The sequence below is a fragment of the Lysinibacillus sp. A1 genome, from assembly GCF_000801965.1.
Classification (GTDB): Bacteria; Bacillota; Bacilli; order Bacillales_A; family Planococcaceae; genus Lysinibacillus; species Lysinibacillus fusiformis.
In genome coordinates, this window is sequence record NZ_JSZM01000012.1 from 469,245 (window position 1) to 492,295 (window position 23,051).

The 23,051-nt window shown below is 38.4% G+C and carries 20 protein-coding genes; all 20 read left to right on the top strand.

All coding sequences use genetic code 11. The annotated features are described in order from the left end of the window. Nucleotides 1–20: 20 nt before the first annotated feature. The 20 genes from PI85_RS11775 to PI85_RS11870 all read left to right on the top strand — a co-directional run bounded on the left by PI85_RS11775 (nucleotide 21) and on the right by PI85_RS11870 (nucleotide 23,023). The gene (locus tag PI85_RS11775) at nucleotides 21–1,241 is read left to right on the top strand and encodes an amidohydrolase (RefSeq protein WP_036127688.1); all 1,221 of its coding nucleotides are present in this window, start codon (nucleotides 21–23) and stop codon (nucleotides 1,239–1,241) included. Between the two features lie 581 nt (nucleotides 1,242–1,822). After that, a complete protein-coding gene (locus PI85_RS11780) occupies nucleotides 1,823–2,593 on the top strand; it encodes a FliA/WhiG family RNA polymerase sigma factor (RefSeq protein ID WP_008180720.1) in 771 nt (256 codons plus the stop codon). 23 nt (nucleotides 2,594–2,616) lie between these two features. Continuing rightward, the gene (locus PI85_RS11785; RefSeq protein WP_036124022.1) at nucleotides 2,617–2,925 is read left to right on the top strand and encodes a hypothetical protein; all 309 of its coding nucleotides are present in this window, start codon (nucleotides 2,617–2,619) and stop codon (nucleotides 2,923–2,925) included. Nucleotides 2,926–2,934: 9 nt separating this feature from the next. After that, the gene (locus tag PI85_RS11790) at nucleotides 2,935–3,510 is read left to right on the top strand and encodes a hypothetical protein (RefSeq protein ID WP_036124024.1); all 576 of its coding nucleotides are present in this window, start codon (nucleotides 2,935–2,937) and stop codon (nucleotides 3,508–3,510) included. 156 nt (nucleotides 3,511–3,666) lie between these two features. After that, the gene (rpsB, locus tag PI85_RS11795; RefSeq protein ID WP_004269262.1) at nucleotides 3,667–4,386 is read left to right on the top strand and encodes a 30S ribosomal protein S2; all 720 of its coding nucleotides are present in this window, start codon (nucleotides 3,667–3,669) and stop codon (nucleotides 4,384–4,386) included. A gap of 102 nt (nucleotides 4,387–4,488) precedes the next feature. Next, nucleotides 4,489–5,376 (top strand): translation elongation factor Ts, encoded by an 888-nt coding sequence (gene tsf / locus PI85_RS11800; RefSeq protein WP_008181406.1) that lies wholly within the window; start codon nucleotides 4,489–4,491, stop codon nucleotides 5,374–5,376. Nucleotides 5,377–5,591: 215 nt separating this feature from the next. Beyond that, nucleotides 5,592–6,317 carry a UMP kinase gene (gene pyrH, locus PI85_RS11805; RefSeq protein ID WP_008181404.1) on the top strand — a complete coding sequence of 242 codons (726 nt, stop codon included), beginning with the start codon at nucleotides 5,592–5,594 and terminating at the stop codon, nucleotides 6,315–6,317. After that, nucleotides 6,317–6,874, top strand: coding sequence for a ribosome recycling factor (frr, locus tag PI85_RS11810; RefSeq protein WP_008181402.1), 558 nt, complete (start codon nucleotides 6,317–6,319; stop codon nucleotides 6,872–6,874). Before pyrH ends, frr begins: the two co-directional genes overlap by 1 nt. 315 nt (nucleotides 6,875–7,189) lie before the next feature. Continuing rightward, nucleotides 7,190–7,984: an isoprenyl transferase gene (locus tag PI85_RS11815; RefSeq protein WP_008181400.1), complete on the top strand. Its 795-nt coding sequence runs from the start codon at nucleotides 7,190–7,192 to the stop codon at nucleotides 7,982–7,984. Beyond that, complete coding sequence (locus tag PI85_RS11820) at nucleotides 7,981–8,781, top strand: phosphatidate cytidylyltransferase (protein ID WP_036124028.1); 801 nt, start codon at nucleotides 7,981–7,983, stop codon at nucleotides 8,779–8,781. The genes PI85_RS11815 and PI85_RS11820 overlap by 4 nt, the downstream gene beginning before the upstream one ends. A 62-nt stretch (nucleotides 8,782–8,843) precedes the next feature. Beyond that, nucleotides 8,844–9,989: a 1-deoxy-D-xylulose-5-phosphate reductoisomerase gene (gene dxr / locus PI85_RS11825; protein ID WP_036124030.1), complete on the top strand. Its 1,146-nt coding sequence runs from the start codon at nucleotides 8,844–8,846 to the stop codon at nucleotides 9,987–9,989. A gap of 46 nt (nucleotides 9,990–10,035) precedes the next feature. Continuing rightward, nucleotides 10,036–11,298, top strand: coding sequence for an RIP metalloprotease RseP (rseP, locus tag PI85_RS11830; protein ID WP_008181395.1), 1,263 nt, complete (start codon nucleotides 10,036–10,038; stop codon nucleotides 11,296–11,298). Between the two features lie 148 nt (nucleotides 11,299–11,446). Then, nucleotides 11,447–13,153 (top strand): proline--tRNA ligase, encoded by a 1,707-nt coding sequence (locus tag PI85_RS11835; RefSeq protein ID WP_036124032.1) that lies wholly within the window; start codon nucleotides 11,447–11,449, stop codon nucleotides 13,151–13,153. 273 nt (nucleotides 13,154–13,426) lie between these two features. Then, nucleotides 13,427–17,758 (top strand): PolC-type DNA polymerase III, encoded by a 4,332-nt coding sequence (locus tag PI85_RS11840; RefSeq protein ID WP_036127690.1) that lies wholly within the window; start codon nucleotides 13,427–13,429, stop codon nucleotides 17,756–17,758. Nucleotides 17,759–18,090: 332 nt separating this feature from the next. Beyond that, the gene (gene rimP, locus PI85_RS11845) at nucleotides 18,091–18,561 is read left to right on the top strand and encodes a ribosome maturation factor RimP (protein WP_036124036.1); all 471 of its coding nucleotides are present in this window, start codon (nucleotides 18,091–18,093) and stop codon (nucleotides 18,559–18,561) included. A gap of 30 nt (nucleotides 18,562–18,591) precedes the next feature. Next, nucleotides 18,592–19,731, top strand: coding sequence for a transcription termination factor NusA (gene nusA / locus PI85_RS11850; protein ID WP_036124039.1), 1,140 nt, complete (start codon nucleotides 18,592–18,594; stop codon nucleotides 19,729–19,731). Nucleotides 19,732–19,867: 136 nt separating this feature from the next. Beyond that, the gene (gene rnpM / locus PI85_RS11855) at nucleotides 19,868–20,146 is read left to right on the top strand and encodes an RNase P modulator RnpM (RefSeq protein WP_036124041.1); all 279 of its coding nucleotides are present in this window, start codon (nucleotides 19,868–19,870) and stop codon (nucleotides 20,144–20,146) included. Beyond that, entirely contained in the window at nucleotides 20,143–20,451 is a 309-nt protein-coding gene (locus tag PI85_RS11860) for a YlxQ family RNA-binding protein (protein WP_008178997.1), read from the top strand. Before rnpM ends, PI85_RS11860 begins: the two co-directional genes overlap by 4 nt. A gap of 14 nt (nucleotides 20,452–20,465) precedes the next feature. Next, nucleotides 20,466–22,745 (top strand): translation initiation factor IF-2, encoded by a 2,280-nt coding sequence (gene infB, locus PI85_RS11865; protein WP_036124044.1) that lies wholly within the window; start codon nucleotides 20,466–20,468, stop codon nucleotides 22,743–22,745. Beyond that, complete coding sequence (locus tag PI85_RS11870; protein WP_008178987.1) at nucleotides 22,745–23,023, top strand: DUF503 domain-containing protein; 279 nt, start codon at nucleotides 22,745–22,747, stop codon at nucleotides 23,021–23,023. The genes infB and PI85_RS11870 overlap by 1 nt, the downstream gene beginning before the upstream one ends. Nucleotides 23,024–23,051: the final 28 nt, after the last annotated feature.

Here is a 23,051-nt window from a genome sequence, read left to right on the forward strand (position 1 = left end):
ATAGAAAGGATACATTTAAAATGCATGCTACTTTTTGGTTAACCAATGTACGACTTGAAACAGGCTATCATGTTGAAAATGGTATGGTTGCACAGACAAGAACGGCCTGCTCACATCTCCTCATTAAGGATGGGAAAATTGCAGATATTGTTTCAGCAGAAATGCAATTGAATGATCATTTTCCTAAAAAAGATATGAAGCAACTATTAGCGCTACCATCTTTCATCGAAAAACATTGTCATTTGGATAAAACACTTTTAGGCGATCAGTGGCGTGCTGTCACACCTGTGAACAATATTTTTGAACGTCTTGAAATAGAAAAAAAGGTACTTCCTACTTTACATACCACTACACAACAACGTGCAGAAGAGTTGCTTTCAGGTTATGTACAATCTGGGGTTACCCATGTTCGTACCCATGTGGATTTGTATCCCGAGGTGGGCTTAAAAAATTTAGAGGAAGTTCAAAAGGCTTTACAAACTTTTGAAGGAAAGTTGTCATATGAAATCGTAGCCTTTCCGCAGCACGGACTATTGCGAACGAAGGCGACAAATATTATCAGAGAAGCCCTTCGTATGGGCGTAGGCTTAGTAGGTGGTGTTGATCCAGCTACTGTGGATGGCGATATTGAGGCATCCTTACAACAAATGGTGGAGCTCGCTGTGGAGGGAAATGCTGGGATTGATTTGCATTTACATGACCCGGATCAATTAGGTACATTTACAATGAAAAGATTGGCTCAATTAACAAAGGAGGCTGGTTTGCAAGGTAAAGTGGCGATAAGCCATGCATTCGGACTTGGAGATGTTTCACGAGCTGAAGCAGAAGAAATGGCTGACATATTAAGAGATTCAGGGATTACGATAGTGACTAGTGTACCTATTCGCAGAAAGTTTCCTCCAGTTGGATTATTACATAGCAAAGGGGTACCGGTTGCAATTGGTTGTGATAATATTTTTGATGTTTGGTCACCATTTGGGAACGGAGATCTTTTAGAAAGAGCAGGTCGTTTAGCTAATAGTTCAGGGTGGAGAGATGAATATTCATTAGCGCAAACCTTGCAGTTTATTACAGGTGGGAAAACACCGCTGAATCAAGCAGGTGAACAAATCTGGCCAAAGGTTGGAGATAGTGCCAATCTAGTTTTAGTGGATGCTTCTTGCGCTGCAGAAGCAATCGCCCGCAAAGGTCAACGTAAGGCAACCATCTTTAATGGTAAAATGGTTTTTAGTTCCTTTTAAAGCGATATTTTCAAGAGGGTGGTATTGTTTGACTTCGGTCAAATAGCCATCCTTTTTTATGCTAAAAAAGGTGGAGAAAATAAGACCAGAGTTGAACTAGTATCATTTAGGTTGAAAGAAGATGTTGTGAATTTCTTTGGACAAATGGTGAGAATGCTACTTTGTTAGGTGTATTTATACCTAGTAACCTTGGTGAAGAAAGAGCAAAAGCACGCTATATACGATTCATAATTCCTACAAAAAAACCTAGTAAAAATAAAAAGTAAAAGCTTAATAATTTAGACATATTTTAAAACTGTATCCTAGGTTAATGTATAGCTAGGGTACAGTTTTAATTTGTTTGTACAAAATAAAGAGAGACGAACAGAAACAAATGAAATTATAGTCGATTTTTGTTATAATAGTAGGAAAGATGGCAATAGTTTATCCATTTATTTACTCTATTCGGTAATAGTAAGAGTAACCCGGATATAGATTTTTTTTAAAACTATGGAGAAATCCTGATGAAAGAAAAGTTTTATGAGCGCAAGTAGTCAGTAGCAAACGGGCGCGTAAAGGCGTTTTTTAGAGAGGTGGATTTCATGACACAACCAATTCTGAACGATGAGCAAAAACTGTGGAATCGCTGGATACATGAGCGTGATCCAGATGCTGGTGATTTACTCATAAAAAAATATATTTCTTTAGTATCTTACCATGTTCAACGTATTAGTGCGGGATTACCAAAAAGTGTATCGCGAGACGATTTAACGAGCTTAGGTATGATAGGACTTTTTGATGCATTAAATAAATTTGATATTAATAGAGATTTGAAATTCGATACATATGCTTCATTTAGAGTAAGGGGAGCCATTATAGATGGGCTTCGTAAGGAAGATTGGCTACCACGCTCAGCGCGAGAAAAAGCCAAAAAATTAGATGCTCAGATTGAGCAATTAGAGCAAAAATATATGCGTCATGTGACACCTGAGGAACTTGCGAAGCATATGGAAGTACCTGTGGAAGACGTTTATCAGACAGTACAAGAGCATTTTTTTTCCAATGTTCTTTCCATTAATGAACAACAAGACCAAGAAGAGGTAGATGGAAAGTCGTTTGTCATTCGAGATGATACGACAAAAACTCCTGAACAATCGGTGGTTAAATCTGAATTACTAGATGATTTAGCAGAAAATATTCAGAAGCTAAATGAAAAGGAACAGTTGGTTCTAAGTTTATTCTACACGGAGGAACTGACGCTGACTGAAATTGGTGAAATGCTTGAATTATCGACATCACGTATTTCTCAAATCCATTCCAAAGCGCTTTTAAAATTACGTAAATTATTATCTAGCGAAATGATGAATGCGTAAAAATCCTTGAGGGAGAGATTCCGATGAGTTTAAAAGGGGTTGAATTGCAAATTGCGATTCCTAAAACATTTGAAGCTGGGAAAATGGCTGATCAAGTACAGCAACAAGCTTTAGCTCAACAAGCACATGCTAATGAAGCGTTAAAAAAAGAAATAGAGCGCAAGCAAAAAATTGTAAATACATCAGAAGGTATGGATGAAATAAGTGAGGATGAAGATGCAGGTGGCGAATACGTAACGGATCCTTACAAAAAGAAGAAAAAGCAACAGGATCAACAAGAAAAACAGGCACAACATCCGTTTAAAGGCAATTTTGTGGATTTTAGTGGATAGGAGCTTATAATGACAACCATACTAATAGCGGCGCTATTCTTTTTACAGCTACTTACATTTTACTTCCTTATTATTTTAAATACTAAGTTAGCAAAATTTAAGGATTTAGAAAAGAAGCAAGAACGCTTAATGAGCGAAATGGACGATACCATTAGTGTCTATTTAACAGAAATGAAAGATGAAAACGACCGTCTTATTAAGGAGCTACAAAATGTCTCATCATCAGACTTAGCGGCGACTCGCGTTCAACAAACCGTAAGCAATGAGTCTCAACAGGAGCAGGCTCCTTCGCCCGCAGAGCAAGTGCTGAAAAATGACAGTCCATTAAGCTTAGATAAAGATGCTCGTATCTATGTACCTAAAAATATAGTAGCCAATGCCTATTCGCGTCAGCAACAGACAACGGCGACAGCAGTATCCTCACCAACGCCTTTGAAAGTAGAGCAAAAGGAGCAGGTTAAAGAGCTTACAATCGAGCAACAGGCATTAAATTTAGCAAAGCAGGGTAAATCAATTGAAGAAATAGCGAAACAGCTGCAAAAGGGAAAAACAGAAATCGAGCTTTTACTGAAATTTCATCACTAAATTGTTGCTAAGCGGCAAAAGCTATGATATAGTTGCAAATGGTGTTATTACTACACACGCATTTTGATGTAGTAAGTGGTGCTCTAAGATTAGGGTAGCTTGTTGCAAAAGATAAATGCGGAGGATAAAAACCAAACATACTAGGAGGAAATTCACATGTCAGTAATTTCTATGAAACAATTACTTGAAGCTGGTGTACATTTTGGTCACCAAACTCGTCGTTGGAACCCAAAAATGAAGAAATATATCTTCGTAGAACGTAACGGGATCTACATCATCGACTTACAAAAAACAGTTAAAAAATTAGAGGAAGCTTATGACTTCATGCGTCAAGTTGGTCAAGACGGTGGTAAAGTTCTTTTCGTTGGTACGAAAAAACAAGCACAAGAAGCGATCAAAGATGAAGCTGAACGTTCAGGCAACTACTACATCAACCAACGTTGGTTAGGTGGTACTCTTACTAACTTCGGTACAATTCAAAAACGTGTTGCACGTATGAAACAAATCGAAAAAATGGAAGAAGAAGGTACTTTCGAAGTTCTTCCTAAAAAAGAAGTAATCCAACTTAAAAAAGAACACGAACGTCTAATCAAATTCTTAGGCGGTATCCGTGATATGCACGATCTTCCAGACGTAATGTTCGTGGTTGACCCACGTAAAGAACGTATTGCGGTTGCTGAAGCTCGTAAATTAAACATCCCTCTAGTAGGTATTGTTGATACAAACTGTGATCCAGATGAAATCGACTACGTAATCCCTGCTAATGATGATGCTATTCGCGCTGTTAAACTTTTAACTGCTAAAATGGCTGACGCTTTAATCGAGTCAAAACAAGGTGAAGAAGAAGCTCCAGCTGTAGAAGCTGCTGCTGAGTAATTCACGTTTACAAAAAGGTGATAAGTGGCTCAAAACCCTTATCACCTTTTTTAGAACCTATCATTAAAACTATGTTCAAACAATTTGAGGAGGAAACACTAAATGGCAAACATTACTGCACAATTAGTAAAAGAATTACGTGAAAAAACTGGCGCTGGTATGATGGATTGTAAAAAAGCACTAGTACAAACTGATGGTAATCTAGAAGCTGCAATCGATTTCCTACGTGAAAAAGGTCTTTCTTCAGCTGCTAAAAAAGCTGACCGTATCGCTGCAGAAGGTACAACTTACATTTTAGAACAAGGTAACGAAGCAATCATTATTGAAGTTAACGCTGAAACTGACTTCGTTGCAAAAAACGACAAATTCCAAGTATTAGTTTCATCTTTAGCAGAGCAATTACTTACTGCTAAACCTGCATCAGTTGAAGCTGCACTAGAGCTTACAAATGCTGATGGCGTAAAAATTGAAGATCAAATTTCTACAGCTGTAGCAACAATTGGTGAAAAAATCACACTTCGTCGTTTTGAAATCAAAACAAAAACTGATGCAGATTCATTCGGCGCTTACTTACACATGGGCGGCCGCATTGGGGTATTAGTAACTTTAGAAGGTTCTACTGATGCATCAGCAGCTAAAGATGTAGCAATGCACATTGCTGCTATCAACCCAACTTATGTTTCTCGCGATGAAGTTTCTGCTGAAGAAGTTGAACGTGAGCGTAAAGTATTAACTGAGCAAGCTCTTAACGAAGGTAAACCAGAAAACATCGTTGCTAAAATGGTTGAAGGTCGTCTTGGTAAATATTTCGAAGATGTTTGCCTACTTGATCAATCATTCGTTAAAAACTCTGATCAAAAAGTACGTGATTTCGTAGCTTCTACTGGTGGTTCAGTAAACGGCTTTGTACGTTACGCTGTTGGTGAAGGTATCGAAAAACGTGAAGATAACTTTGCAGAAGAAGTAATGAGCCAAGTTAAAGGTAACTAATTTAGCGGGCATTTGATCCTAATCAAATAATATCTAGATTTTCTAGACAAAAAATGGGGAACACAACATAGCGTGTTCCCTATTTTTCCGAAATGAACGAAAATAGCAATAGAATTTTCTATTCTGCCTTATTCACAACTAGCAATTATTGTTAGATATACTATAATGGAAAAGGGAATAGAGATTTTTTAAATAAAGTCTTACGGAGGTTTACAATGAGTGTACCGCAATATAAACGAGTAGTTATTAAACTAAGTGGTGAAGCGTTAGCTGGAGAAGCGGGCTTCGGTTTATCACCAAAAATAATCAAGTCTGTTGCAGAAGAAGTAAAAGAAGTAGTGGATCTTGATGTAGAAGTTGCTGTTGTTGTAGGTGGCGGTAATATATGGCGTGGAAAAATAGGTAGTGAAATGGGGATGGATCGTGCTGCAGCTGACTATATGGGCATGCTTGCAACAGTCATGAACTCCCTAGCGTTACAAGATGCTCTTGAAAAATTAGGCATTGAAACACGTGTTCAATCTTCTATCGTGATGACTCAAGTAGCGGAGCCATACATTCGTCGTAAAGCAGTTAGACATCTTGAGAAAAAGCGTGTCGTTATCTTTGCAGCAGGGACAGGTAATCCGTTCTTCTCAACTGATACGACGGCGGCATTACGTGCAGCAGAAATTGATGCAGATGCGATTTTAATGGCTAAAAATAATGTTGATGGCGTTTATTCAGCAGATCCAAAAGTGGATCAAACAGCCGTTAAATATGATACACTCACATACTTAGACGTTATCCAACAAGGCTTACAAGTAATGGATTCAACAGCTTCTACCCTATGTATGGATAACGATATTCCACTAATTGTTTTCTCAATTACGGAACAAGGCAACATTAAACGTGCTGTACTAGGCGAAAAAATCGGAACAGTTGTTAGGAGGAATGCATAATGGCAAAACAAGTATTAGAACAAGCAAAAGATAAAATGAACAAAACAATTGCAGCTTTCACACGTGAACTATCTTCAATTCGTGCAGGCCGTGCAAACGCATCATTATTAGATCGTATTATGGTTGATTATTATGGAGCTCCAACACCAATCAATCAACTTGCGGGTGTTTCTGTACCAGAAGCTCGTTTATTAGTGATTACACCTTACGATAAAACAATTTTAGGTGAAATTGAAAAAGCAATTATGAAATCTGATATCGGTATTACACCAACAAATGATGGCTCTATCATTCGCTTAATGATCCCTGCTCTTACTGAAGAGCGTCGTAAAGATTTAGTGAAGCAAGTGAAAAAAGAAGCAGAAGACGCAAAAATTGCTGTACGTAATGTACGTCGTGATGCGAATGATGATTTGAAAAAACTTGAAAAAGCTGGCGAAATCACAGAAGACGATCTACGTGGATATGGTGATGATATTCAAAAATTAACAGATGAATTCATTGTCAAAGTGGATCAAGTAACGAAAGATAAAGAAAAAGAAATTTTAGAGGTGTAAAACAAACGTTTTACATGTCTATGATGGAACTTTTTGATGAGATGAAGGCGTCCTATACTTTACAGGACGTCTTTTCTCTTTACCGTTCGAATATGAGCTGAATCATAGAGAAAAGCATAGATGAAATATACAATATTATACATCACATAAATATTGATACATTTTTTAACAAACTTATTCTTTAAGAATGTGTATAGTTCTAAAATACGCTAGTACATACATAGTCAATTTAGAGGGGAAAAAAAAGACAAAAAGCGCTTTTGTTTGTTATGATAGGTTAGTATACGTCCGATTAGTTGTAGTGGGGGAGTTAGCATGTTTAAAAAGCTATTAGGTAAACAAATAAATATGGATACACTATCATTGGAGGAGCGTGTGGCCCTAACTAAAAGCGAGCCGATTCCTGCCCATGTAGCGATTATTATGGACGGAAATGGACGTTGGGCAAAAAAACGAGCTATGCCACGTGTTGCTGGTCATCATGAGGGAATGAAGACAGTACGTAAGGTCACGAGATTTGCGTCTGATTTAGGCATAAAGGTATTAACCGTATATGCATTTTCCACTGAAAACTGGAAACGCCCAAAACCTGAAGTAGATTTTCTCATGCGGCTACCAGTCGAGTTTTTAGGTTCTTTTTTACCCGAGATGATGGAACGCAATGTACGTGTCGAAATGATTGGAGATCCATCTTTATTACCTGCCCATACACAAAAAGCGTTGTATGAGGCAATGGAAGAAACGAAGCATAATACAGGCCTTATTTTAAATTTTGCGCTGAATTATGGAAGTCGTTCTGAGATGGTTAATGCCATGAAAATGATGCTTCAAAAAGTGCAGGACGGTCAATTAACAATGCAAGACCTAACAGAAGAATGCTTAACGTCTCATTTAATGACGGCCCATTTGCCTGAACCGGATTTATTAATTCGTACAAGTGGTGAAGTACGCTTAAGTAACTTTATGCTTTGGCAGCTTGCCTATACAGAATTTTGGTTTACAGATACATTGTGGCCAGATTTTAGTGAGGAAACCTTACTGGAAGCGGTGGAAAACTATCAAAAGCGTAATCGCCGTTATGGTGGGTTGAAGGGAGAAGAAACAACTTGAAACAACGAATTATTACCGCAATAATTGCAGCAGCACTTTTCATTCCATTCGTTATTTATGGAAAAGTACCTTTTGCCATACTTGTGCTAGCAATGGCTATTGTCGGTTTTTATGAAATACTAAAGATGAAAGGTATTTCGATTTTTTCTGTGCCTGGCTTCTTGGGGTTGGTCACTTTAATTTTACTTGTCATACCGAAGGACTGGAGTGAAAAGGTTGTAGATTTAATAGGCTATTCGTCTAATCTAATGGTAGTCTATGGTCTAATGATGTTACTCCTGATTTACGTCGTTTTAGTAAAAAATAAAATAACTTTTGATGAAGTTGGTTTTATTTTATTATGCGCATTTTATGTAGGCTTAGGATTCCATTACTTAATTGAAACAAGGAATGTGGGCTTAGAGTACGTTGTCTATTGTTTATTAGTCGTTTGGACAACGGATTCAGGTGCCTATTTTGTCGGAAGAAAATTTGGTAAGAATAAGTTATGGCCTGAAATCTCACCAAAGAAAACGATTGAAGGCTTCATCGGTGGAATTGTCATTGCCGTTATTTTCGCTGTTGGTATGCAACTCATTTACCCATTCGCAAATGGTTATATATCACTTGTAGTCGTAACAATTTTCGCTTCCATTATTGGTCAGATGGGCGACTTGGTAGAGTCTGCTATTAAGCGTCATTTTGATGTAAAGGACTCAGGTAATATTTTACCGGGGCATGGCGGGATATTAGATCGCTTCGATAGTCTATTGTTCGTCGTGCCTTTGCTTCATTTTTTACATTTATTTGGTAATTAATCCGAACTTTTAAGGACATCTATTCATACATTTGCTTAGATAGAAAAAGGGGACAATGTGTTGTGAAAAAGATTAGTTTATTAGGTGCAACTGGTTCAATCGGTTGGCAAACCTACGATATTTTAAAAGAACAACGTGAAGCTTTTCAATTAGTAGCTTTCTCTTCAGGGAAAAATATAGAGAAAACGCGAGAAATGATTGATCACTTAAAGCCTGAATTAGTTTCTGTGCAGCTAGAAGAAGATGCGCTGCTACTTGCTAAGGAGTATCCGACAATCCACTTTACATTTGGCGCAAAAGGCTTAGTGGAGGTTGCTACACATCCAGATTCGACGGTTCTTGTCAATGCTGTACTCGGAAGTGTTGGGCTGGAATCCACTTTAGCAGCCATTCGAATGGGCAAAACAATTGCTATTGCTAATAAAGAAACACTTGTGACAGCTGGACATTTAGTAATGGCTGAAGCGAAAAAATACAACGCAACTATTTTACCTGTTGATAGTGAGCATTCCGCCATCTTCCAATCGATGAATGGTGAAAATCCAAAAAATATTGAACGTTTAATTATTACTGCTTCAGGTGGTAGCTTCCGTGATAAAACAAGGGACCAATTAAAACATGTCACTGTCGCTGACGCACTGAATCATCCGAATTGGTCGATGGGTGCAAAAATTACAATAGATTCTGCCACAATGATGAATAAAGGGTTAGAAGTTATTGAAGCGCATGTTTTATTTGATATGCCATATGAAAAAATAGATGTACTTTTGCATAGAGAAAGTATTATTCACTCTCTAGTTGAGTATCATGATACTAGTGTGATTGCTCAATTAGGTACACCAGATATGCGCGTTCCGATCCAATATGCCTTAAGTTACCCTGATCGAATCCCGTTACATAATGGTCAGCGATTGAATTTAGCGCAAATTGGTCAGTTACATTTTCAAGAAATGGACTTTGAACGTTACCCAGCATTGCGATTAGCCTATGAGGCTGGCCGTACTGGTGGTACCATTTTAACTGCCATGAATGCAGCGAACGAAGCAGCAGTTGCAGCTTTTTTACAGGGGAAAATAACATTCCTTCAAATTGATGAGACAATTGAACGTGTGATGCAAGCACACCAAAACATTGCAATACCAGATTTACAAACGATTTTACAGGTGGACAGTGAAACAAGAAAAATAGTGTTAGACATGGTAAAATAACGAGAGCTATATATCGTTAACTAATCGCTTTTAAAGGTGGGGTATTATGCAAACAGCCATTGCATTTATTTTAATATTTGGTTTGCTCGTCTTCTTCCATGAACTTGGACACTTCTTATTCGCCAAACGAGCAGGTATTCTAGTACGTGAGTTTGCCATTGGAATGGGACCCAAAATTTATGGGAGAACACATGGAGAAACAATGTATACTGTTCGTTTATTGCCTATCGGGGGATATGTACGAATGGCTGGCGAAGATATGGATGGCACTGAATTACAGCCAGGATATCGAATAGGGCTTGTTGTCAATGAAGATAATGTTGTTAAGAAAATCATTTTCAATCAAAATAATAAGCAATTACCAGATTTATTATTTTTAGAAGTTGAACGTGCTGATTTAGAAAAAGATTTGTTTGTAGAGGGCTATGATGAAGAAGAAAGACTAGTTCGTTATCAAGTAGCGAGGGATTGTGTCCTTGTGGAAAATGGACGAGAGCTTGTCATTGCACCTCATGATCGTCAATTTAATTCTAAAACGGTTGGCCAACGAGCGATGACTATTTTTGCAGGACCATTTTTTAACTTTATTCTAGCTTTCGTGATTTATTTAGTTATTGGATTAATTCACGGAGTTCCAACATATGAACCAGTAATCTCTGAAGTAGTAGAAAATAATCCGGCTGCGGAGGCAGGGATGCTTGCAGGGGATAGAGTTACAGCCATTGATGGACAAGCTGTTGAAAAGTGGCAGGATTTAGCTGCAATTATTCAGGATCATCCAAACGAAGAGATTATGGTTACCGTAGATCGAGATGGACAATCTATCAACTTAAATATGACAGTGAAGGAAGTCCAACAGGATGGAGAAAAGTATGGTCAAATTGGTGTGCTTTACGATAGCCCGAGAGAATTTAATCCACTAAAGGCTGTTGTCTATGGGGCACAAGAAACCTATAATATGACTGTCAAAATATTTGAGCTTCTAGGTATGCTGATTACTGGTAAGTTTACAATAGACGCTTTATCGGGTCCTGTAGGTATTTATAAAGCAACCGAGCAAGTAGCTCAATACGGTATTATGAACCTAATGAATTGGGCTGCAATGTTAAGTATAAATCTAGGAATTATGAACTTACTTCCATTACCTGCTTTAGATGGTGGTCGCTTATTATTCTTTGGTTTTGAAGCTTTACGTGGGAAACCAATTGACCGTCAAAAAGAAGGAATTGTTCATTTTGTAGGTATTGTTCTACTTATGATTTTAATGGTAGTTGTCACATGGAATGATATACAGAGATTTTTCTTTTAATCAATGACTAGCAAATTCAAGCTTTACAATTAAAAGGAATTTTATTTATAGCTTTGGGCGCAATTTCTACGAAACATTGCGCTCAAAGCTAAATTTGTTTATGCTATTGAGAGTATAAACTTATCTATTAAAAAAGGTGGAACACTGAATGAAGCAAAGTAAAACATTTATCCCAACATTACGTGAAGTACCTGCTGATGCTGAGGTAAAGTCACATAAGCAATTACTACGTGCAGGGTTTATTCGTCAAAATACAAGTGGGGTATACTCGTATTTACCGCTTGCAAAACGTGTGTTATCAAAAATTGAAACAATTATTCGAGAAGAGATGGAGGCCATCAATTCGATTGAGCTATTAATGCCATCTCTACAATCTGCTGAGCTTTGGCAAGAGTCAGGTCGCTGGGAAAAATACGGTCCAGAATTAATGCGCTTAAAAGACCGTCATGACCGTGATTTTGCATTGGGGCCAACACATGAAGAAGTAATTACAACTTTAGTACGTGATGAAATTAAATCTTATAAAAAATTACCGTTAACACTTTATCAAATTCAAACGAAATTCCGTGATGAAAAACGTCCACGCTTTGGTTTACTACGAGGAAGAGAATTTATTATGAAAGATGCGTATTCCTTCCATGCATCTCGTGAAAGCTTAGATGAAACATATGATGATATGTATCGTGCTTATTCTAATATTTTCTCACGTCTTGGCTTAAACTATCGTGCTGTTATCGCTGATGCAGGTTCTATCGGCGGAAAAGGTACACATGAGTTCATGGTTCTTTCTGAAATTGGAGAAGATACAATTGCCTATTCAGATACATCTGACTATGCAGCAAATATTGAAATGGCTGAAGTCATTGCAGATTACCAGACATCTGATGAAGCTTTAAAAGAAGTTGAAAAAGTAGCAACACCAGATCAAAAAACAATTGAGGAAGTTTCAGCATTCTTACAAGTAATGCCTGCTAATGTTATAAAGTCTCTTGTCTTTGATGTAGATGGAGAACTTGTTGTTGTTCTTGCACGTGGAGATCATGAAATCAATGATATTAAATTGAAAAATGCTCTTGAAGCGGGTTCTGTAGAGCTTGCAAGTGAAGCTGCGATTCGTGAGCTATTAGGTTGTGGTGTTGGCTCCATTGGGCCAGTGAAGTTACCAGTAGACGTAAAAGTAGTAGCTGATCATGCGATTAAATCTATTCGTAATGGTATTGCAGGTGCGAATGAAGATGGATTCCATCTAGTAAATGTTAATCCTGAGCGTGATTTTGCTGTGAATGACTACTTAGATATTCGTTTTATTCAAGAGGGTGATCCTTCTCCAGATGGACAAGGTACGATTAAATTCGCGGAAGGCATTGAGGTTGGTCATATTTTCAAACTAGGTACTACTTATTCTGCTAAAATGAATGGTACTTTCCTAGATGAGCAAGGAAAATCTCAACCATTTATCATGGGTTGCTATGGTATTGGTGTTTCTCGTATTCTAGCTGCGGTAGCTGAGCATTTCCAAGATGAAAATGGCTTTACATGGCCAACACAATTAGCTCCGTACGATATCCATGTTGTTCCTGTAAATACGAAAGATGAAGCGCAAGTAGCTTTAGCAGATGAGCTTTACGGCTTATTAAAATCATATCGCTATGATGTACTACTAGATGACCGTGCTGAGCGTGCAGGCGTTAAATTTGCGGACGCTGATTTAATTGGTTTACCTGTCCGCGTAACGGTAGGTAAAAAAGCAACAGAAGGTATTGTGGAAGTGAAGTTCCGACAAACTGGGGAAACATTTGAATGGAAAAAAGAAGAAGTGATTGACCGCTTAAATGAATTTTTCCGTAAAAATTAATAACCTCTTATGGTTGGTTTTAAATGGTAGTGAATGCTTCTAATAGAGGCTTTCATGTAATTTTGATAAAATAGGAATAAATAAATTCGCGACAATTCTGCGGGACAGTGAGCCAAGCAAAGAAAAACAGATAGTCTAGACTCTCTGTTAAGCTTGAAGAGCACCCGCAGTGAGGGAGCGAATTTTTTTCTGGCATTCTTGTCCTATGTTGAAGATGAATTAGAAAATGAGGCTTATATGGAATGCCTCCTTCTGAAAGTAGGTGTCAATAGATTGGAACAGCAACAAGAGGCAAGAACGAGATTTCGAATGCTTTTACAGCAACTAGAGTTAACAGATGATGTGTACATGTCATTTTTTGAAGAAGGTGAGTTATCACGGCTAACGGTCCATAAAAAGGATAGACTATGGCATTTTACTATTCAATTACGTGATATACTGCCATTTCCGCTTTACCAGCTTTTCCGTACCCATTTAACAGATAAATTTTCAGCAATCGCACAGGTTTATACAACCATTGAGACACAAGAGAAAACTGTGACAGAGGAACTTGTCCAAGCTTATTGGCTAAATGTTGTTGAGCAAATTGATGAGATGGCACCAACATTGAAAAATTGCCTTATCTCTCAAGTGCCGATGTGGAATGGTCAGAAAATCACATTAGCCTGTATGCAGGAAATGGAATTTATGATGTTAAAAACGAAGTATGCCGACAAGCTAGCAGAAAGCTATTGTCAATTCGGTTTTCCAAAAATGGCGATAGATTTTGTGCTTCAAGAACAAACGGAAGAAATGATTGCTGCTCAGGAAGCGTTTATGGAACAAAAGCGCATGGAAGAAGCAGCTCTATCTCAGCAAGCGATGCAGGATTTCCAAAAACGAGAGCAAGAGAAGAAGGACAATCCAGCTATTGCGAACCTTGGTGATCGTCCATTCCAGCTTGGTATGCTTATTAAAGACGATGAAATTATGGAAATTAAACGGATTGTTGAAGAGGAGCGCCGTGTGATTGTTGAGGGCTTTGTCTTTGATGCAGAAATTAAAGTACTGAAAAGTGGACGTTCTTTATTACAAATTAAAATTACTGACTATACGGACTCTATCATCGTCAAAATGTTCTCACGTGATAATGACGATGCTGAATTGATGCAGCACCTAAAAAAGGGAATGTGGGTTAAAGTTCGAGGCTCCGTCCAAACAGATACATTTATTCGTGATTTAATCGTCATGGCTAATGATATTAATGAAATAAAAAAAGAAACACGTCAGGATCTAGCACCAGAGGGTGAAAAGCGAGTAGAGCTACATTTGCATACACCAATGAGCCAAATGGACGCTGTGACGCCCGTTGATCGACTAGTTGCACAGGCAGCAAAATGGGGTCATCCAGCAATAGCTATTACAGATCATGCTGTTGTCCAATCCTTCCCTGAAGCATATGCAGCAGGGAAAAAGCATGGTATTAAAGTAATTTATGGCCTGGAGGCTAATTTAGTTGATGATGGTGTCCCTATAGCTTATGCACCAGAGCACCGCTTATTAGAAGAAGCCACTTATGTTGTCTTTGACGTGGAAACGACCGGGTTATCAACTGCTTACGATACAATTATTGAGCTGGCGGCAGTAAAAATTAAAGATGGCCAAGTCATTGATAAATACGAAAGCTTTGCAAACCCACATCATCCGCTTTCAGCAACGACTATTGAATTAACAGGTATTACAGATGATATGGTACGTCATGCACCGGAAGTAGAGCAAGTTATAAAAGAGTTTCATGCATTTATTGGAGATGGGATTGTTGTCGCTCATAATGCGTCATTTGATATTGGTTTTTTGTATACAGGCTATAAAAAATTTGGTCTTGAAGGAACAACACATCCAGTCATCGATACATTAGAGCTAGCTAGATTGCTGTACCCAACAATGAAAAATCACCGTTTAAATACACTTTGTAAAAAATTCAATATTGAATTAACACAACATCACCGAGCGATATACGATACAGAGGCGACAGGCTATTTACTATTACAATTATTAAAAGATGCCGATGAATTAGTCATTAAATACCATGATGATTTTAATAAGCATATTGGTGGTGGGGACGCTTATAAAAAAGGTCGACCTATGCATTGTACTATTTTAGCTGTTGATAATGCGGGCTTAAAGAATTTGTTTAAAATTGTTTCACATGCCCATACAAAAACATTCTATCGAGTTCCTCGTGTGACAAGAGCTGTTTTAGAGCAATATCGAGAAGGTTTACTAGTCGGTTCTGGTTGTAGTAATGGTGAATTATTTGAAACGATGATGAATAAATCACCTGAGGAAGCCGAACAGGTGGCAAAATTCTATGATTATATTGAGGTACAACCGAAGGCGGTATATGCACCATTAATTGAACGGAATGTCGTCCGTGATGAATGGACATTAGAGGATATCATTCGAAAGCTTGTTAAGTTAGGGAAGAAGCTCGATAAACCAGTTGTCGCAACGGGAAATGTTCATTATTTAGACCCCACTGATGCTATGTTTAGACAAATACTCGTTGGCTCTCAAGGTGGTGCAAACATCTTAAATCGATCCAAACTACCTGAGGTGCATTTTAGAACAACTGATGAAATGCTAAAAGAATTTGATTTCTTAGGACCAGATCTGGCTAAAGAAGTTGTTGTGACGAATGCACAAAAAGTAGCTGATAGCATTGGAGATGTTAAGCCGATTAAGGATGATTTATATACACCCAAAATTGAAGGCTCTGATGATGAAGTAACCAATTTAACATATGAAATGGCTCATCATATTTACGGTGAGGAGCTACCCGAAATTGTAAAAGCTCGCATTGAAAAAGAACTAAAATCTATTTTAGGACATGGTTTTGGTGTAATTTATTTAATTTCTGCGAAGCTGGTGAAGAAATCTTTAGCTGACGGTTATTTAGTAGGTTCTCGTGGTTCCGTAGGCTCTTCATTAGTGGCAACCTTTATGGAAATTACGGAGGTTAACCCATTGCCTCCGCATTATGTTTGTCCAAATTGCAAGCATTCGGAGTTTTTTGATGATGGTTCGGTTAGCTCAGGCTTTGACTTACCGAATAAAGACTGCTCAGAATGTGGAACACCTTATAAAAAAGATGGACAAGATATCCCATTCGAAACCTTCCTTGGCTTTAAAGGGGATAAGGTACCCGATATCGATTTAAACTTTTCTGGTGAATACCAGCCGAAAGCCCATAATTATACCAAGGTATTGTTTGGTGAGGATTATGTGTACCGTGCAGGAACAATCGGTACGGTGGCGGAGAAAACAGCATATGGTTATGTCAAAGGCTATGCGAATGATCACAACTTACATTTCCGTGGAGCTGAGGTGGATCGTTTAGTGCAAGGATGTACAGGGGTCAAGCGAACTAGTGGGCAACACCCAGGGGGAATTATCGTAGTACCTGATTATATGGATATTTATGATTTCTCGCCAGTACAGTTCCCAGCAGATGCTCAGGATGCAGAATGGCGCACAACCCATTTCGACTTCCACTCGATTCATGATAATATTTTAAAACTAGATATACTTGGACACGATGATCCGACGGTTATTAGAATGCTACAGGATTTATCAGGAATAGATCCGAAAACGATTCCTACTGATGATCCTGTCGTCATGCAAATTTTTAGTTCACCTGAAACGTTAGGTGTCACTGAAAAACAAATTGGCTGTAAGACCGGAACATTAGGTATTCCTGAATTCGGTACTCGCTTCGTACGGCAAATGTTAGAGGATACAAAGCCTTCTACATTCTCAGAGCTTGTGCAAATTTCCGGATTATCTCATGGAACAGACGTCTGGCTAGGTAACGCACAAGAATTAATTCATAACGGGACATGTGTCCTGAAAGAAGTAATTGGTTGTCGTGACGATATTATGGTGTATTTAATTTACCAAGGTCTAGAGCCATCGTTAGCATTTAAAATCATGGAGTCTGTACGTAAAGGAAAAGGCTTATCAGAGGAATTTGAAGCAGAGATGCTCGCCAATAAAGTACCAGGCTGGTATATCGAGTCATGTAAAAAGATAAAATACATGTTCCCGAAAGCCCATGCTGCCGCATACGTATTAATGGCGGTTCGTATTGCTTGGTTTAAGGTCCATTTCCCAATCCTGTACTATGCAGCATATTTCACGGTACGTGCGGATGACTTTGATTTAATTTCTATGGTTCAAGGTTCACAAATGATTCGTGCACGTATTGACGAAATCAATTTAAAGGGTCTAGATGCTTCTACAAAAGAGAAGAACTTATTAACAGTAATGGAGCTAGCACTGGAAATGTGTGAACGAGGCATGAGCTTCCAGAAAGTTGATTTGTACCGTTCGCAGGCAAGTGAATTTGTCATTGAAGGCAATACACTAATTCCACCTTTTGATGCGATCCCAGGACTTGGTACGAACGTGGCCAAAACGATAGTGGCTGCTCGAGAAGATGGGGAGTTTTTATCGAAGGAGGATTTACAGCAACGTGGCCGTGTTTCGAAGACACTAATCGAATACATGGATCAGCTGGGCTGTTTAGAAGGTATGCCTGATGCCAATCAGTTATCACTCTTTTAAGATGTTGATTCATTCAAAGTATAATCTTTGAAAACATTGTTATTTCAAAATCCTGTCACAATATGGTTATCTTGAATGAAGGAAATTTGCATTATACCAAGAACTATGCTATTCTAATGGTAATAATTTGTTGATATTTTTCCAGCAAAAGAGTGGGGCTTACCCGCTCTTTTCTGTTGTTATACCGTAGCAAAACAAATTTTGACTAACAGCAGGTAAGACCGTAAAATTTCACCAAAGCAACTGGTGGAATTTCTGTTTTATTATGGTTCATTACACCACCAATACTGTAATGAATGATTGACACGCTAGAATAGATACAGGAGGAAATAATGAGCAAAGTACCATCTTTAATTGAAGAGCTCGCTAAACCAATAGTAGATGAGTTAAATCTGGAGTTAGTGGATATTGAGTTCGTAAAAGAAGGGCGTAACTGGTTTTTACGCGTCTATGTTGATACACCAGAGGGTGGCATCGACATTGATCAATGTGCTCAAGTCAGCGAACGACTAAGTTTGTTATTGGATGAAAAAGATCCAATTACACAAAACTATTATTTAGAAGTTTCATCACCTGGAGCGGAGCGTCCATTAAAAAAGGATGCTGATTTTGAAAAGGCAATTGGTAAGTTTATTTATGTAAAAACCTATAAGCCCATTAAGGACATGAAGGAATTCCAAGGCTACTTAACATCCTACGATGAACATACATTAGTGATGGAAGTGCGCGTTAAAACGCGTAAAATTACAGTAACAATAGAACAAGAAAAGATCGCATTGGCACGACTAGCCATCGATTTTTAAGCATAATGCATATTTAGGAGTGAAAACAAAATGAGTAGTGATTTGTTAGATGCGCTGAATGCGCTAGAAGAACAAAAAGGAATTTCAAGAGATGTGTTAATTGAAGCAATTGAGGCGGCATTAGTCACAGCTTACAAACGCAACTTCAACCAAGCACAAAATGTTCGAGTGGACTTAAATTTAGATAAGGGCTCTATTCGCGTGTTTTCACGTAAAGATGTTGTGGAAGAAGTAGAAGACGATCGTCTACAAATTTCTTTAGAGGACGCAAAGGTTATTAACCCAGCTTATCAATTAGAAGATATCGTGGAACAAGAAGTAACGCCACGTAACTTCGGCCGTATTGCTGCTCAAACAGCTAAACAGGTCGTAACACAACGCGTACGTGAAGCGGAACGTGGTTTAATCTACGAGCAATATGTCGATCGTGAAGATGATATCGTAACAGGTGTTGTGGAACGTTTAGATGCGCGAAATATTTATGTAGGTTTAGGGAAAGTAGAAGCGGCATTGCCAGTTAATGAGCAAATCCAAGGCGAAACTTATCATCCACATGATCGCATCAAAGTGTATATTACAAAGGTTGAACGTACAACACGCGGTCCACAAGTGATTGTATCTCGAACACATCCTGGCTTATTACGCCGATTATTTGAGATGGAAGTACCTGAAATTTACGAAGGAATTGTAGAGATTAAATCGATTGCTCGTGAAGCAGGAGATCGCTCAAAAATTTCTGTCTATGCACATAACGAAGAAGTAGATCCAGTAGGTTCTTGTGTTGGAGCTAAGGGTGCTCGTGTACAAACAATTGTTAACGAATTAAACGGCGAAAAAATCGATATCGTAGAATGGTCGGAAGATCCTGTGGTATTTGTTGCCAATGCACTTAGCCCATCGAAAGTTTTAGATGTTCAAGTAAACGAAGAAGAAAAATCTACAACAGTTGTTGTACCAGACTATCAATTATCGCTAGCTATTGGTAAACGTGGACAAAATGCACGTTTAGCTGCAAAACTTACTGGCTGGAAAATTGATATTAAGAGTGAGACAGATGCTCGTGAATTAGGTATCTATCCATCTGCTACAAGCACTTTCGTACCTGCTGAGGATGAAGAAAGTGATTTTGACGAAGTGGCAGTAGATTTATATCAAGACGACGAAGAATAAGTAAGGAAGCCCGTGTGACGAGTTACCTGACAGTATTCAGTGGGCCCCCTACGCCGACTGAATACTGTCAGAGCGTCAAGTAGAGCACGACTTGTCCACCTCTTACGACAAGCTTCAGAGAGGAATGGTGATTCTTATGGCTGTTAACAAAAAAATACCTCTTCGTAAATGCGTAGCGACTGGAGAAATGCTACCAAAGAAAGAAATGATACGTGTTGTTCGTTCAAAAGAGGGCGAAGTAAGTGTAGATATCTCCGGGAAAAAACCTGGGCGTGGTGCCTATGTCTCTAAATCAGAGAAGGCAATTGATATCGCTCGTAAGAAAAATGTATTGGGGCACCAACTTGATGTGAAAATTCCTGAAGAAATTTACGAGGAGCTTATTTTGCTAATTCGTAGGGAGTCAATTTTATGATTAATCAAGCAATATTTAATTTGCTTGGAATTGCGGCGAGAGCCCGTAAAGTGATTTCAGGAGAAGAGTTAGTAGTAAAGGAAGTCCGCAATGGCAATGCTAAGTTAGTACTGCTTGCAAACGATGCTTCTAAAAACTCAAGTAAGAAGATTCAAGATAAGTGCACGTACTACAACGTTGAGTATCATGTAATTGGAGATCGTTACGATCTAGGACATGCTACAGGTAAGGAGGCCCGAGTGGCTTTAGCGATTACCGATAAAGGTTTTGCAAGTAAATTGTCTAGTCTACTCAACGAAAAATAATCGGGGGTGAGCAGATGACCAAAATCAGAGTTCATGAATATGCGAAACAAGTGAATAAAACGAGTAAAGAGGTTATTGAAGCACTTAGTAAATTAAATGTGAGTGTAACTAATCATATGTCTATGTTAGAGAAAGACATCGTGTCAAAGTTAAACCATACATTTAAAGCAACACCTGAGAAAAATGTAGGAAAACAAGCAACTCAAAACATATCACAAAAACCTCAATCGAACGGTCAACAAAACCATTCGGTGAAAAAGCAAGAAGGTCAAAGGCAGCAATCTGCTACTTCTAAGCCTAAAGCAAATAATCAGCAACACACTCAGCAACACTCAAATTCGTCTAACGAAAAATCTAAGAATACAAAAGGTAATCAAAACAGAAATATGACACAAAATAATAATAATAACAATAATAATAATCGTAGAGGTGGCGGTGGTTACAACCAACGTCCAAAACCAGGGATTCATGGAGGCAAACGTCGCCATCCAAAAACGCATCAACCATCAATACCAGTTAAACAAAAGGAACTACCAGAAAAAATTACTTTTGTTGAATCATTATCAGTGGCAGAATTAGCAAAAAAATTACACCGTGAGCCATCTGAAATTATTAAAAAATTATTCATGCTTGGGGTAATGGCAACAATTAACCAAGAATTAGATAAGGATGCAATTGAATTAATTTGCGCAGACTATGGTGTAGAAGTGGAAGAAGAGATCCGTGTAGATATTACGGACTTAGAAACACACTTCGAACAAACAGAAGAAGTAAATGAAGCTACATTATCAGAACGTCCGCCAGTTGTGACAATCATGGGTCACGTTGACCACGGTAAAACAACATTATTAGATTCAATTCGTAATACTAAAGTGACTGCTGGGGAAGCTGGGGGCATTACGCAACATATCGGTGCCTACCAAGTAACAGAAGGTGACAAAAAAATCACTTTCCTTGATACACCAGGACACGCTGCTTTCACAACAATGCGTGCACGTGGTGCAAAAGTAACGGATTTAACTATTTTAGTTGTAGCTGCTGATGATGGTGTAATGCCACAAACAGTAGAAGCAATCAATCACGCTAAAGCTGCAGAAGTACCAATTATTGTAGCTGTGAATAAAATGGATAAACCGTCTGCAAATCCAGATCGTGTGATGCAAGAATTAACTGAACACGGCTTAGTTCCTGAAGCATGGGGTGGCGAAACAATTTTCGTACCAATTTCTGCATTAAAAGGTGAAGGCATTGACACATTACTAGAAATGATTTTACTTGTAGCAGAAGTAGGAGAACTAAAAGCAAATCCTGACCGTTTAGCTCTTGGAACAGTAATTGAAGCGCAGCTAGACAAAGGGCGCGGTTCAGTAGCTACGCTGTTAGTGCAAGATGGTACATTAAAAGTGGGTGACCCAATCGTTGTCGGTCATACATTTGGTCGAGTTCGTGCAATGGTGAATGATAAAGGCCGTCGTGTGAAAGAAGCTGGACCATCAACACCAGTAGAAATTACAGGTTTAAATGATGTACCTCAAGCAGGGGACCGTTTTGTTGTCTTTGAAGACGAAAAAACAGCTCGTCAAGTTGGTGAAACTCGTGCGATGTCAGCTATCCAAGCACAACGTTCTGAAAAACAACGTGTAACGCTTGATAACTTATTTGAGCAAATGAGCCAAGGCGAAATGAAAGAGCTGAACTTAATCGTTAAGGCAGACGTACAAGGTACTGTAGAAGCAATGGCTGCATCATTAATGAAAATTGATGTAGAAGGCGTAAATGTGAAAATTATTCACACTGGTGCAGGTGCCATTACGGAATCTGATATTTCTCTTGCTGCCGCTTCCAATGCTATTGTTATTGGTTTTAATGTACGTCCAGATGTCAATGCAAAACGTGCTGCAGAAGAAGAAGGCGTAGATATTCGTTTACACCGTATCATTTACAAAGTAATTGAAGAGATTGAGCAAGCAATGAAAGGTATGCTTGATCCTGAATTTGAAGAAAAAATTATTGGTCAAGCAGAAGTTCGCCAAACAATTAAAGTATCAAAAGTTGGTACAATTGCTGGTTCGTATATAACTGAAGGAAAAGTAACACGCGATTCAGGCGTTCGTGTAATTCGCGATAACGTAGTTATTTTTGAAGGTGAGTTAGATACGCTTAAGCGTTTCAAAGACGAAGTAAAAGAAGTAGCAAGAGGATACGAATGTGGTATTACGATTACAAACTTCAACGATATTAAAGAAGGCGACATTATTGAAGCCTACATTATGGAAGAAGTTAAACGAGTATAATGATTGTATACGCAGAAGTTGAATTTATCATTCAAACTGCCCATTCGTTAAAAGAAAAACGTGCTGTCTTACAGCGTATGATTACCCGCACTAAGCAGAAGTTTAATGTTTCTATTGCGGAAATTGACCATCAAAACGTATGGCAGCGCACCAAATTAGCACTTGTAGCTGTTTCTTCATCGAAAGAGGCAGCTGAACGGGAAATTAATCACGCGCTCCACTATTTAGAGTCAAATCCGTCATGGGAACAGCTTAATGTGTGGCGAGACTATTTATAAGAAATAGTAGGTAGTTGAGATAGCTAAG